This window comes from Streptomyces sp. NPDC043854 (assembly GCF_056436005.1).
Genome location: NZ_JBWKDK010000062.1, coordinates 1 through 12,345 on the forward strand (window position 1 = coordinate 1; position 12,345 = coordinate 12,345).

Here is a 12,345-nt window from a genome sequence, read left to right on the forward strand (position 1 = left end):
GACCCCCCTCGCGGCGCTCGGTGACCCAGCGCATCGCCCCCCGCCCCGGGGGGCCCGGCACCGAAACCACTCCCGTCTCCGGCCTGGCCGCGGTCAGGCCGGACGCGGTGAGCCGCCCGTGCAGCAGGCGGGCCACCTCGCGTGCCTGCGCGGCGCGCTCCGGTTCGCGCCGCAGCAGCCGCAGGCTCGCCAGCGCCGCACCCGCGGCCGCCGGGGCCAGACCGGTGTCGAAGATGAAGGTCCGGGCCGTGTTGACCAGGTGCCGGATCACCTTGGCGGGGCCGAGGACGGCACCGCCCTGGCTGCCCAGGGACTTCGAGAGGGTCAGTGTGGCGACCACGCCGGGCGCGCCCGCGAGCCCGGCGGCGTGCAGCGCGCCGCGGCCGCCCTCGCCCAGCACGCCCAGGCCGTGGGCGTCGTCCACGACCAGCGCCGCGCCCTCCTCGCGGCAGGCCGCGGCATAGCCGGCGAGCGGCGCCGCGTCCCCGTCGACGGAGAACACCGAGTCGCTGACCAGCAGCGCCCGACCCTCGTGTGCGGCGAGCGTCTTCAGCGCGGCGTCCGGGTCCGCATGCGGGATCACCGCGGTCGCGGCGCGCGAGAGCCGGCAGCCGTCGACGATGGAGGCGTGGTTCCCGGCGTCGGAGACGACGAGGGTGCCCCGGTCGCTGAGCGCGGTGACGGCCGCGAGGTTGGCCGCGTAGCCGGAGGACAGCACGAGCGCCGCCTCGAAGCCGCAGAAGTCCGCGAGCTCCCGCTCGAGCTCCCCGTGCAGCTCGGTCGTGCCGGTGACCAGGCGCGATCCGGTGGCCCCGGCGCCCCACCGGGCGGCCGCCCCGCAGGCTCCGCGCACGGTCTCCGGGTGCCGGGACAGGCCCAGGTAGTCGTTGCTCGCGAGGTCGAGCAGCGGCGAGTCGGCGGGACGCGGGCGCAGCGTCCGCACCAGCCCGGCCTGCTCTCGGGCCCGTTCAGCGGCGTCGATCCACGCGAACACGTCCTCGGGTTCGCGGTTGTGCTGGGGCATCTGTTCCTCGCGATTTGTCGGCTGTCGACAGGCGTCGCCCGACCCTAACGGCCGACACCCGAGTGTCTGATGTGGCGATACACACACTCCGTTCCGGCCATGTTGTGCGATCTCTCCTTGGCCGGGAGTGGTCGTGTGGTCCAGGATCGCCCTCATGGATCTGCTGAACACCCTGGTGGACAAGGGGCTGCGGCGCGAGCTGCCGACCCGCGAAGAGGCTCTCGCCGTACTGGCGACCTCCGACGACGAACTGCTCGACGTGGTGGCCGCGGCCGGCAAGGTGCGCCGCCAGTGGTTCGGGCGTCGGGTCAAGCTGAACTACCTGGTCAACCTGAAGTCCGGGCTCTGCCCGGAGGACTGCTCGTACTGCTCCCAGCGCCTGGGATCGAAGGCGGACATCCTCAAGTACACCTGGCTGAAGCCGGACGAGGCCTCCCAGGCCGCCGCGGCCGGTGTCGCGGGCGGCGCCAAGCGCGTGTGCCTCGTGGCGAGCGGGCGCGGCCCCACGGACCGGGACGTGGAGCGCGTCGGCAAGACCATCGAGGCCATCAAGGAGCAGAACGAGGGCGTCGAGGTCTGCGCCTGCCTCGGCCTGCTGTCGGACGGACAGGCCGAGCGCCTGAAGGCGGCGGGCGCCGACGCCTACAACCACAACCTCAACACGTCCGAGTCGACGTACGGCCAGATCACCAAGACCCACACCTACGCGGACCGGGTCGACACCGTGCAGAAGGCGCACGCCGCGGGCCTGTCCGCCTGCTCCGGCCTCATCGCGGGCATGGGCGAGACCGACGAGGACCTGGTCGACGTCGTCTACTCGCTGCGCGAGCTGGACCCGGACTCGGTGCCGGTCAACTTCCTGATCCCGTTCGAGGGCACCCCACTGGCCAAGGAGTGGAACCTCACCCCGCAGCGCTGCCTGCGCATCCTCGCGATGGTGCGGTTCGTCTGCCCCGACATCGAGGTCCGGATCGCGGGCGGGCGCGAGGTGCACCTGCGGAGCATGCAGCCGCTGGCGCTGCACCTGGCGAACTCGATCTTCCTCGGCGACTACCTCACCAGCGAGGGCCAGGCCGGCCAGGCCGACCTCGACATGATCGCCGACGCGGGCTTCGAGGTGGAGGGCGCCGGTACGCAGACCCTCCCCGCGCACCGGGCGGACGCCGCGGCGGCGGCCGCGGCCCACGGACCGTGCGGTTCGGCCGCGGCGGAGGCCGGCTGCGGTTCGGCCGCGGCGGAGGCCGGCTGCGGCTCGGCCGCGGCGGAGGCCGGCTGCGGCTCGGCCGCGGCGGAGGCCGGGTGCGGCTCGGCGTGCGGCGGCTGCTCCGGCCACGCGCACGCGCCCGCGGCCGAGCCGGCGACGGAGCCCGCCGTCGAGCCCGGGGCCGAGCCCGTCCTCGCGCAGGCGCCGGCGGGCGAGGTGCGCTCGGACCTGGTGGCGGTGCGCCGCCGCGGCGCGGGGACGGACCTCGCCCCCAATGCCTGATCCGCACGGCCCGCTGCCGGCCGCCGAACTCCTCGCGCTGGACCGGCAGCACGTCTGGCACCCGTACGGCCCGATGCCCGGGCGGCAGGAGCCGCTGGTCGTCTCCTCCGCCTCGGGGGTGCGGCTGCGGCTCGCCGAACCCTCGCAGGGACAGGACGAGCTGGTCGACGGCATGTCCTCCTGGTGGTCGGCCATCCACGGCTACAACCACCCGGCGCTCAACGAGGCCGCGGCCGGCCAGCTGGGCCGCATGTCGCACGTGATGTTCGGCGGGCTCACCCACGAGCCCGCCGTCCGGCTGGCGGCGAAGCTGGTCGAGATCACCCCGGCCGGCCTGGAGCACGTCTTCCTCGCCGACTCGGGCTCCGTCTCGGTCGAGGTCGCGGCGAAGATGTGCCTGCAGTACTGGCGCTCCACCGGCCGGCGGTCCAAGACCCGCCTGATGACCTGGCAGGGCGGCTACCACGGGGACACCTGGACGCCGATGGCCGTCTGCGACCCCGAGGGCGGCATGCACGAGCTGTGGTCGGGCGTCCTGCCGCGGCAGGTCTTCGCGGACGTCCCGCCGAGCGGCTTCGCCGCGCCGGTGGACCCCGCGTACGTCGCCCACCTGCGCTCCCTGATCGCCGCGCACGCCGACGAGCTGGCCGCGGTGATCGTGGAGCCGGTGGTCCAGGGCGCGGGCGGCATGCGCTTCCACAACCCGGGCTACCTGCGGGTCCTGCGCGAGCTGTGCGACGAGTACGACGTCCTGCTCATCCTGGACGAGATCGCGACGGGCTTCGGCCGCACCGGCGCCCTGTTCGCGGCCGATCACGCCGGGATCACCCCGGACGTGATGTGCCTGGGCAAGTCCCTGACCGGCGGCTACCTCACCCTGGCGGCCACGCTGTGCACGGAGCGGGTGGCGGCCGGCATCTCGCGGGGCGAGGTGCCGGTGCTCGCCCACGGGCCGACCTTCATGGGCAACCCGCTCGCCACCGCCGTGGCGCTGGCCTCGATCGACCTGCTGCTCGGCCAGGACTGGCAGCGCGAGGTCAAGCGGATCGAGGCGGGGCTGCTGGAGGGCCTCGCCCCGGCCCGGGAGCTGGCGGGCGTCCGCGACGTACGCGTGCTGGGCGCGATCGGCGTGGTCCAGCTGGACCACGAGGTGGACATGGCGGCGGCGACGGCTGCCGCGGTCCGCGAGGGTGTGTGGCTGCGCCCGTTCCGCGACCTGGTCTACACGATGCCGCCGTTCGTGACGGGCGACGCCGATGTGGCCCGGATCTGCCGTGCGGTGTGCGCGGCCGCGGAGGTGGGCTGAGGTGTCCGTGATCGTGGTGTCCGGAACGGGCACGGAGATCGGCAAGACCGTCGTCACCTCGGCGATCGCGGCGGCCGCCGCGGCGGCCGGCCGGTCGGTGGCGGTGCTCAAGCCCGCGCAGACCGGGCTGGAGCCCGGGGTGCCGGGGGATGCGGCCGATGCGGCCCGGCTGGCCGGGCCGTCCGTCACCGCCGTGGAACTGGCCCGCTATCCGGAGCCGTTGGCTCCGGACACGGCGGCGCGCCGTGCGGGGCTGCCGACCCTCTCGCCGGACGAGATCGCGGAGGCCGCGGCCAAGCTCGCCGCCTCCCACGACCTCGTCCTGGTGGAGGGGGCGGGCGGCCTCCTGGTCCGCTTCGACGGGGCGGGGCACACCCTCGCCGACGCGGCGCGGCTGCTCGACGCCCCGGTCCTGGTGGTCGCCCCCGCGGCCCTGGGAACGCTGAACTCCACGGCCCTCACGGCCGAGGCGCTGCGGGCCCGGGAGCTGACCGCGCTCGGCGTGGTCATCGGCAGCTGGCCCGCCGACCCCGACCTGGCCTGCCGCTGCAACCTGGCGGACCTGCCGGCCTCGTCCGGGCTGCCGCTGCTGGGCGCGGTTCCGGAGGGCTCCGGAGCGCTGGCCCCGGAGGAGTTCCGGGCCGCGGCCCCGGCCTGGCTGGACCCGTCGCTGTGGGGCACGTGGTCGGCGCAGTCCTTCCTGGCCGCCTGGCCGGCTCCGTAGCCCGGCCGCCCGCGCGTCCGGGTGCGCCGTTCCGCGCGCCGAGCGCCCCGTCCCCGGACGGGGCGCTCGCCGTTTCAGCCGGCTGGGCCTTGGCGGCGGTGGTCCGGGGGGCACCGCGGGCCGGCAGAGGTGGCAGCGCCGGCCGTCGAAACCGGCGATCGCTCCGCCAAAAGCATGACGCCACACTTTACCTGTCCTTTACCATGGGGGCATCCGGCTGCACCCCGACGAGATCCCCGTGAAAGGTGTGAGCGTCCGCCCATGGACGAGCCCCCGGTAACCGACATCGCCGCAGGAACCGACATGGCCGTACCCGGCGCCGCGCCGTGCGACACCGCGCGCCGCCCCTCCTCCTGGCCGACCATGGGACGGAGGTGACGGACGATGACCGAAGTGCTCCTGCTCGTCGTGGCGCTGCTGCTCTGCCTTGCCTGCGGAGTGTTCGTCGCGGCCGAATTCTCCCTGACCACCGTCGAGCGCAGCGAGCTCGAACGGGCCGCCGAGCGCGGCGAACGCGGCGCGGAGAGCGCCCTGGCCGCCGTGCGCAGCCTGACCTTCCAGCTGTCCGGCGCCCAGCTCGGCATCACCGTGACCGGCCTGATCATCGGCATGATCGCCAAGCCGTCGATCGCCGCCCTGCTCCAGGGCCCCTTCGAGGCCATGGGCCTGTCGGCCGCGGCCGCCTCCTCGACCGCGCTGATCCTCGGCACCGTGCTGTCGACCGTCGTCCTGATGGTCGTCGGCGAGCTGGTGCCCAAGAACTGGGCGATCTCCTCCCCGCTGGCCATCGCCAAGCGGGTGGCGACCATGCAGCGGGTCTTCAGCGGGGCGTTCCGCCCGTTCATCAGCCACCTGAACAGCACCGCGAACCACCTGGTCCGCCGACTCGGGCTGGAGCCGGCCGAGGAGCTCGCCTTCGCGCGCTCCCCCCAGGAACTGGTGGCCCTGGCCCGGCACTCGGCCAAGGCCGGCGCCCTGGAGCGGGAGACTGCCGAACGCTTCGTGCGGACCCTGAACCTCGCCGACCTGACCGCGGAGAACGTCATGACCCCGCGCGTCCAGGTCACCGCGCTCGACGTGCAGACCACTGCGGAGGACGTGGCCAACGCCACCCTGGCCACCGGTCTGTCGCGCTTCCCGGTCTACCGGGGCAGCCTCGACACCGTCGTCGGCACCGTCCACATCAAGGACGTCCTCGCCCTGCCCGCCGAGGCCCGGCACCGCCACCCGGTCGCGCAGCTGCTGCGCCCGCCGCTGTTCGTACCGGAGTCGCTGACCGTGGACCGGCTGCTGGACCGGCTGTCCGGGAAGCAGACCATGGCCGTCGTCATCGACGAGTACGGCGGCACCGCCGGCGTTGCCACGCTGGAGGACATCATGGAGGAGGTCGTCGGCGAGGTCCACGACGAGCACGACCCGCTCGAGACCCCCGGCCTGGCCCCGGCCGGCACGGACGCCTCCGGGCGGCTGCTCTACTCCGCCGACGGCGCCGCGCGAACCGACCAGCTCCGGCAGATCGGGCTGCGCGTCCCGGACGGCCCGTACGAGACCCTCGCCGGGCTGATGGCCGCCGAGCTGGGCCGGATCCCGGCCGTCGGCGACAGCCTGGAGCTGGAGGGCTGGCGGCTCGACGTGGTCGACGCCAGCGGGCGGCGCGCCGCGCGCGTGCTGCTGCACGCTCCGGCCGGCCCCCGGCAGGACCCCGGCGGGGAGGCGCGGCGATGACGGTGCTGCAACTGCTGATCGGCCTGGCGACCCTGGTCGTCAACGCCTTCTTCGTCGGCGCGGAATTCGCGCTGGTCTCGGTCCGGCGCAGCCAGATCGAGCCGTACGCCGAACAGGGCGACCGGCGGGCCCGCTCCGTGCTCTGGGGCCTGGAGCACGTCTCCGGCCTGATGGCGGCGGCGCAGCTGGGCATCACCCTGTGCACCCTAGTGCTGGGTGTGGTGGCCGAGCCGGCCATCGCGCACCTGCTGACCCCGCTCTTCGACCTCGTGGGCATACCGTCCGGGCTGACGCACGCCATCTCGTTCGTGGTGGCGCTGACGCTGGCGACGTACCTGCACATGCTGTTCGGCGAGATGGTCCCGAAGAACGTGGCCCTGTCCGAGCCGGTGCGCACCGCTCTGCTCCTGGGCCCGCCGCTGGTCGCGGCCACCCGGGCGCTGCGTCCGGTGATCTTCGCGGTGAACGCCTTCGCCAACCTGCTGCTGCGGCTGCTGCGGGTCGAGGTGAGGGGCGAGGTCTCCGCCACGTTCTCCGACGACGAGCTCGCGCGGATCGTCAAGGACTCCAGCGAAGCGGGGCTCATCGACGACCGGGCGAGCGAGCGCCTGCACGACGCCCTCGAGCTGGGACGGCGGCCGGTCGCCGACGTGGTGCTGCCCTCGGACCGGGTCGTCGCGGCCAAGGTGGGCATCACGCCGGACGGGCTGGAGCGGCTCTCGGCCTCGTCCGGGTACTCCCGCTTCCCGGTGACCGACCCGCAGTCCAGGATCCTGGGGTACCTGCACGTCAAGGACGCCCTGGACGCGGACGGGCCGGAGCGCAGGCAGCCGTTCCCGGTGTCGGCGCTGCGGTCGATCGCGCAGGTGCGGGCGGAGACCCCGCTGGACGACGTGCTGACCGCGATGCGGCGCAGCCGGACGCACCTGGCGGCGGTCCTCGGCCCGGACGGGACGATGGCGGGGCTGGTGACGATGGAGGACGTGCTGCGCGAGCTGTTCGGGCGCCCGGCCTCCGCCTGATCCGTACCGCGCGGTAGCATCGCTGCGCCATGGGGATCAATGCGTCTTACACCAGTTTCGTCGCGATCGGCGACTCCTTCACCGAAGGCATGTCCGACCTGCTGCCGGACGGCTCCTACCGGGGCTGGGCAGACCTGCTGGCGGCCCGGCTCGCCGCGCGCGAGCCGGGCTTCCGCTATGCGAACCTCGCCGTCCGCGGGAAGCTGATCGGGCAGATCGCCGAGGACCAGGCCCCGCTGGCGGCGGCGATGCACGCCGACGTGGTGACGCTGGTGGGCGGGCTCAACGACGCCCTGCGGCCGCAGGTCGACATGGGCCGGGTCCGCGGCCACCTGGAGGAGGCCGTCGGCCTGCTGGCCCCCTCCTGCAAGACGCTGGTGCTGATGCGCTCGCCGGGGCGGACCGGCACGGTGATGGAGCGCTTCCGGCCCCGGATGGAGGAGCTCTTCGGCATCCTCGAGGAGCTCGCCGCCCGGCACGGCGCCCTGGTGGTCGACCTGTACGGGGCACCGGTGCTCGGCGACCCGCGCCTGTGGGACGTGGACCGGCTGCACCTGACGCACGAGGGCCACCGGCGGGTGGCCGAGGCGGTCTGGCAGACTCTCGGACTGCCGGCGCAGGAGGACTGGCGGGCGGCACTGCCGCCGGCCCGGCGGCCGGGCTGGGGCGTGCGCCGCTCCCAGGACCTGAGCTTCGCCCGGCAGCACCTGCTGCCGTGGATCGGCCGCCGGCTGACGGGCCGCTCCTCCGGGGACGGCCGCCCTGCCAAGCGCCCGGAGCTGCTGCCGTACGAGGTCTCCGCGGGCAAGCGGCTCTCGTAGCAAGGCACAATCCGGGGCAGGCGTCCGACCTGCGCAATCGCACAGCAGCGGCCCCAGTAGAATCCCTACACGTGACAGCCAAGCCCCGCATCCCCAATGTCCTGGCCGGCCGCTACGCTTCCCCGGAGCTCGCCGTCCTGTGGTCCCCCGAGTACAAGGTGACGCTGGAGCGGCGGCTGTGGCTCGCCGTGCTGCGCGCCCAGAAAGACCTCGGCATCGAGGTCCCGGACGCCGCCCTCGCCGACTACGAGCGCGTCCTGGAAACCGTCGACCTCGCCTCCATCGCCGAGCGCGAGAAGGTCACCCGGCACGACGTGAAGGCCCGCATCGAGGAGTTCAACGCCCTCGCCGGCCACGAGCACGTCCACAAGGGCATGACCTCCCGCGACCTCACCGAGAACGTCGAGCAGCTCCAGATCCGGCTCTCCCTGGAGCTGGCCCGCGACCGCACGGTCGCCGTCCTCGCCCGCCTCGGCAAGCTGGCCGGCGAGCACGCGGAGCTGGTCATGGCCGGCCGCTCCCACAACGTCGCCGCGCAGGCGACCACCCTCGGCAAGCGCTTCGCCACCGCCGCCGACGAGCTGCTGGTCGCCTTCGACCGCCTGGAGGACCTGATCGGGCGCTACCCGCTGCGCGGGATCAAGGGCCCGGTCGGCACCGCCCAGGACATGCTCGACCTGCTCGGCGGCGACGCCGCCAAGCTCGCCGAGCTGGAGCAGCGGATCGCCGCCCACCTCGGCTTCGCCCAGGCCTTCACCTCCGTCGGCCAGGTATACCCGCGCTCGCTCGACTACGACGTGGTCACCGCCCTGGTGCAGCTGGCCGCCGCCCCGTCGTCCATCGCGAAGACGATCCGCCTGATGGCCGGACACGAGCTCGTCACCGAGGGCTTCAAGCCGGGCCAGGTCGGCTCCTCCGCGATGCCGCACAAGATGAACACCCGCTCCTGCGAGCGTGTGAACGGCCTCATGGTCATCCTCCGCGGCTACGCCTCGATGACCGGCGAGCTGGCCGGCGACCAGTGGAACGAGGGCGACGTCTCCTGCTCCGTGGTCCGCCGGGTAGCGCTGCCGGACGCGTTCTTCGCCTTCGACGGCCTGCTGGAGACCTTCCTCACGGTCCTCGACGAGTTCGGCGCCTTCCCGGCCGTCGTGGCCCGCGAGCTCGACCGCTACCTGCCGTTCCTCGCGACCACCAAGGTCCTGATGGGCGCGGTGCGGGCCGGCGTCGGCCGCGAGGCCGCCCACGAGATCATCAAGGAGCACGCGGTGGCCTCCGCGCTCGCGATGCGCGAGCAGGGTGCCGAGCGCAACGAGCTGCTGGACAAGCTGGCCGCGGACGAGCGGATGCCGCTGGACCGGACGCAGCTCGACGCCCTGATGGCCGACAAGCTGTCCTTCACGGGCGCCGCCGGCGACCAGGTCTCGGCGGTGGCCTCCCGCATCGAGGCAATCGCCAAGCAGTACCCGGAGGCCGCCGGGTACGCGCCGGGGTCGATCCTCTGACCCCCGCGGAGCTCGAAGCCGCCCGCGACCGCGTCGTCCCCGACGTGGTCGCGGGTGGTCTGCGCGTGCTGTTCTGCGGAATCAACCCGAGTCTCCTCTCCGCCGCGACGGGGCACCACTTCGCCCGTCCCGGCAACCGCTTCTGGCCCGTCCTGCACCTGGCCGGCTTCACCCCGCGCCGCCTGGCCCCGGCCGAGCAGGAGGAGCTGCTGACCTACCGGCTCGGCATCACCAACGTCGTCGCCCGTGCCTCGGCCCGGGCCGACGAGCTGAGCAAGGAGGAGCTGATCGAGGGCGGCCGCCTCCTGAGGGACAAGGTGGAGCGCCTGCGCCCCCAGTGGCTGGCCGTCGCCGGCGTCACGGCCTACCGCACGGCCTTCGAGGAGAAGGGCGCCTCCATAGGCCCGCAGGAGCGGACCATCGGCTCCACCCGCATCTGGGCCCTCCCCAACCCCAGCGGTCTCAACGCCCACTGGACCGCGGAGACCATGGCCCGGGAGTACGCCCGCCTCCGCGCGGCCGCCGAGGCCGCCGCCGAGGCCCAGCCGGAGGCCTAGGGCGGGTCGACCACGGTGACCGCGGCCATCAGCTGCGGCGAGTGGTCGGCCCCCCAGCGGGCCGTGTACAGGGCGACCCAGCGGTCCCCGGCCCGCCACAGGTGCAGGTGGTCGCTGGTCTCACCGATCTCCCGCCAGGGCTGCGGCTCCTGCTCGTGCCCGTCCCGCAGTATCAGTGCGGCGAGGCTGAACGTGTCGGGGCTCCCCCACCGCTCCTCCAACCGCTGGGTCAGGGCCTCGTACTCGGCGGATACCTGGTCCTCGTGCGCCGCCCGGTCGGCCGCGTCCTCGTCCCCGTACCACCGGCTCCCGCCCAGCTCGGCCAGGTGGTACCCCGGTCCGCTCGTCCCCACGTCCGACCGGCCGCGCTCGGCGGGGAACTCACTGGCCAGCAGCCGGTCGATCGTCTCCAGATGCCGTTCGGTGGTCATGCCGTCAGTATTCCGGCGACCACTGACAACTGGCTTTCCGTCATGCGCGTCAGGCGTCGCGTCGACGCACCGCCAGCCAGCCGCCGATCAATGCGGCCGCCGTCCACAGCGCCATCACCCCCAGGCCGGTCCACGGGCCCAGCTCGCCAGGCGACTCGATGCGCATCACCATCTGCCCTGCACGGTCCGGCAGGTACTGCACGGCACCGCCCGCGAGGTCGCCCACGACGAAGGGGACGACCAGGACGAACGGTATGAGGACGCTGAGCGTCGCGGCCGCGCTGCGGAACACGGCCGTGAGGCCGGCGGCGAACAGGGACATCAGGGTCAGGTAGAGCCCGCAGCCGACGACGGCGCGGAGTGCGCCCTCCGCCCCCAGGCCGATGGCGTACTGGCCCATGAAGGCCTGGCCGCCGAGGAAGGTCGCGAAGGCGGTCGCCTGTCCCACCAGGAAGGCGAGCCCGCCCACCGCGACCAGCTTCGACAGGTAGAAGCGGGTCCGGTTCGGCACCGAGGCCAGCGTGATCCGCAGGGCGTTGTTGTGGAACTCGCTCGCGAAGGCGTTCGCCCCGAACGCGAGGGCCGCCGTCTGGCCGAAGACGAGGCTGTAGAAGGCGGCGAACAACGGGTCCGTGCCCAAGCTGTCTTCCTCGGCGGTCCCGATGGCGGCGGCGATGAGCATCTGAATTCCGGTGAGGGCCACGAAGACGGCGACGAGGGACCCGGAGGTACCGCGCAGCGAGCGTATCTTGATCCATTCCGAGTGCAGGGCGGCTCGGGTGGGCAGGGCGGTGGTGGACATGGCGGAAGATCCTCCTGGGGTGGTCAGCGGCCCGCGGAAGCGAACTGGGCGTGGTCGCCGGTGAGGTCGAGGTAGGCCTCCTCCAAGGAGGCGCGCTCATCGGAGAGTTCGAAGATCGGGATGCCCTCTCGGGCTGTGATCGCCCCGATCGCCTCGGCGCGGGCGCCGTCGACGGTCCAACGGCCCCCGTCGTCCTCGGCCAGCTGCAGTCCCTCTCGGGCGAGGGTGGTCCGCAGGCGTATCGGGTCGGAAGTGCGCAGCCGCACCCGGGGCGTGCTCCGCTCGTCGATGAACGCCGCCATCGACATGTCGGCCAGCAGCTTCCCCCTGCCGAGGATGACGAGATGATCCACGAAGGAGGCCGTCTCTGACATCAGGTGGCTGGAGACCAGCACGGTCCGCCCGTCGGCGGCCAGGCTGCGCATCAGCTCGCGGATCCAGATGATGCCCTCCGGGTCGAGGCCGTTGGTGGGCTCGTCCAGCAGCAGGACGCCGGGGTCCCCGAGCAGGGCGGCGGCAATGCCCAGCCGCTGCCGCATCCCCAGGGAGTAGGTCTTGATCCGCCGCTTCGCGGCGGAGGCGATGCCGGCCTGCTCCATGACCTCGTCCACCCGGCGCACCGGGATGCGGTTGCTCACAGCCAGGGCGAGCAGGTGGTCCCGGGCGGTGCGGCCGCCGTGCGCGGCCTGGGCGTCCAGCAGCGCGCCGACGCGGACCAGCGGCTGCTGGAGGTCGGTGAACCGGTGGCCGCCGATGGTGGCGGTGCCGGAGGTGGCCCGGTCCAGCCCGAGCAGCACCCGCAAGGTGGTGGACTTGCCGGCGCCGTTCGGTCCCAGGAAGCCGGTGACCCGACCGGGCAGGACGTCGAAGGTGAGGTGGTCCACGGCTTTGGCCGTGCCGTATTCCTTGGTCAGTTGGCGGATCTCGATGCGGTTCATGGCT

12 protein-coding genes are annotated in these 12,345 nt (G+C 73.5%); 8 read left to right on the forward strand and 4 right to left on the reverse strand.

The genetic code is table 11. The features are described from left to right. Window positions 1-1,024, reverse strand: a 1,024-nt coding sequence (locus AC068A_RS32625; RefSeq protein ID WP_478589884.1) for an aminotransferase class I/II-fold pyridoxal phosphate-dependent enzyme, incomplete at its 3' end; no start/stop codon positions are given. 154 nt (window positions 1,025-1,178) lie between these two features. Between AC068A_RS32625 and bioB the strand changes: the two genes are divergently transcribed. The 8 genes from bioB to mug all read left to right on the forward strand — a co-directional run bounded on the left by bioB (window position 1,179) and on the right by mug (window position 10,170). Continuing rightward, window positions 1,179-2,510: a biotin synthase BioB gene (gene bioB, locus AC068A_RS32630; protein WP_478589885.1), complete on the forward strand. Its 1,332-nt coding sequence runs from the start codon at window positions 1,179-1,181 to the stop codon at window positions 2,508-2,510. After that, window positions 2,503-3,816, forward strand: coding sequence for an adenosylmethionine--8-amino-7-oxononanoate transaminase (locus tag AC068A_RS32635; RefSeq protein WP_478589886.1), 1,314 nt, complete (start codon window positions 2,503-2,505; stop codon window positions 3,814-3,816). The genes bioB and AC068A_RS32635 overlap by 8 nt, the downstream gene beginning before the upstream one ends. A gap of 1 nt (window position 3,817) precedes the next feature. Continuing rightward, window positions 3,818-4,540: a dethiobiotin synthase gene (bioD, locus tag AC068A_RS32640; RefSeq protein WP_478589887.1), complete on the forward strand. Its 723-nt coding sequence runs from the start codon at window positions 3,818-3,820 to the stop codon at window positions 4,538-4,540. Between the two features lie 384 nt (window positions 4,541-4,924). Then, on the forward strand, window positions 4,925-6,265 hold the full coding sequence (locus AC068A_RS32645) for a hemolysin family protein (RefSeq protein WP_478589888.1): 1,341 nt from the start codon (window positions 4,925-4,927) through the stop codon (window positions 6,263-6,265). After that, the gene (locus AC068A_RS32650; RefSeq protein ID WP_478589889.1) at window positions 6,262-7,287 is read left to right on the forward strand and encodes a hemolysin family protein; all 1,026 of its coding nucleotides are present in this window, start codon (window positions 6,262-6,264) and stop codon (window positions 7,285-7,287) included. Before AC068A_RS32645 ends, AC068A_RS32650 begins: the two co-directional genes overlap by 4 nt. Window positions 7,288-7,316: 29 nt before the next feature. Further along, window positions 7,317-8,108, forward strand: coding sequence for an SGNH/GDSL hydrolase family protein (locus AC068A_RS32655; protein WP_478589890.1), 792 nt, complete (start codon window positions 7,317-7,319; stop codon window positions 8,106-8,108). Window positions 8,109-8,179: 71 nt separating this feature from the next. After that, on the forward strand, window positions 8,180-9,613 hold the full coding sequence (gene purB / locus AC068A_RS32660) for an adenylosuccinate lyase (RefSeq protein WP_478589891.1): 1,434 nt from the start codon (window positions 8,180-8,182) through the stop codon (window positions 9,611-9,613). Next, the gene (mug, locus tag AC068A_RS32665) at window positions 9,610-10,170 is read left to right on the forward strand and encodes a G/U mismatch-specific DNA glycosylase (protein WP_478589914.1); all 561 of its coding nucleotides are present in this window, start codon (window positions 9,610-9,612) and stop codon (window positions 10,168-10,170) included. The genes purB and mug overlap by 4 nt, the downstream gene beginning before the upstream one ends. Here the strand turns inward: mug and AC068A_RS32670 are convergent. From AC068A_RS32670 to AC068A_RS32680, 3 genes are read right to left on the reverse strand one after another with little or no spacing between them, the layout of a single operon-like run. Then, entirely contained in the window at window positions 10,167-10,601 is a 435-nt protein-coding gene (locus AC068A_RS32670; RefSeq protein ID WP_478589892.1) for a hypothetical protein, read from the reverse strand. The two genes, mug and AC068A_RS32670, sit on opposite strands and share 4 nt — an antisense overlap. Window positions 10,602-10,650: 49 nt before the next feature. Beyond that, the gene (locus tag AC068A_RS32675; protein WP_478589893.1) at window positions 10,651-11,403 is read right to left on the reverse strand and encodes an ABC transporter permease; all 753 of its coding nucleotides are present in this window, start codon (window positions 11,401-11,403) and stop codon (window positions 10,651-10,653) included. 23 nt (window positions 11,404-11,426) lie between these two features. Beyond that, a complete protein-coding gene (locus AC068A_RS32680; RefSeq protein WP_478589894.1) occupies window positions 11,427-12,341 on the reverse strand; it encodes an ATP-binding cassette domain-containing protein in 915 nt (304 codons plus the stop codon). Between the last annotated feature and the right edge of the window lie 4 nt (window positions 12,342-12,345).

Excerpts from the sequence above, each read along its gene's own strand:
- AC068A_RS32675 (WP_478589893.1), bottom strand. The coding sequence starts at position 11,403 with ATGTCCACCACCGCCCTGCCCACCCGAGCCGCCCTGCACTCGGAATGG.
- AC068A_RS32655 (WP_478589890.1), top strand. The coding sequence starts at position 7,317 with ATGGGGATCAATGCGTCTTACACCAGTTTCGTCGCGATCGGCGACTCC.
- AC068A_RS32645 (WP_478589888.1), top strand. The coding sequence starts at position 4,925 with ATGACCGAAGTGCTCCTGCTCGTCGTGGCGCTGCTGCTCTGCCTTGCC.
- AC068A_RS32670 (WP_478589892.1), bottom strand. The coding sequence starts at position 10,601 with ATGACCACCGAACGGCATCTGGAGACGATCGACCGGCTGCTGGCCAGT.
- bioB (WP_478589885.1), top strand. The coding sequence starts at position 1,179 with ATGGATCTGCTGAACACCCTGGTGGACAAGGGGCTGCGGCGCGAGCTG.
- AC068A_RS32680 (WP_478589894.1), bottom strand. The coding sequence starts at position 12,341 with ATGAACCGCATCGAGATCCGCCAACTGACCAAGGAATACGGCACGGCC.
- AC068A_RS32635 (WP_478589886.1), top strand. The coding sequence starts at position 2,503 with ATGCCTGATCCGCACGGCCCGCTGCCGGCCGCCGAACTCCTCGCGCTG.
- AC068A_RS32650 (WP_478589889.1), top strand. The coding sequence starts at position 6,262 with ATGACGGTGCTGCAACTGCTGATCGGCCTGGCGACCCTGGTCGTCAAC.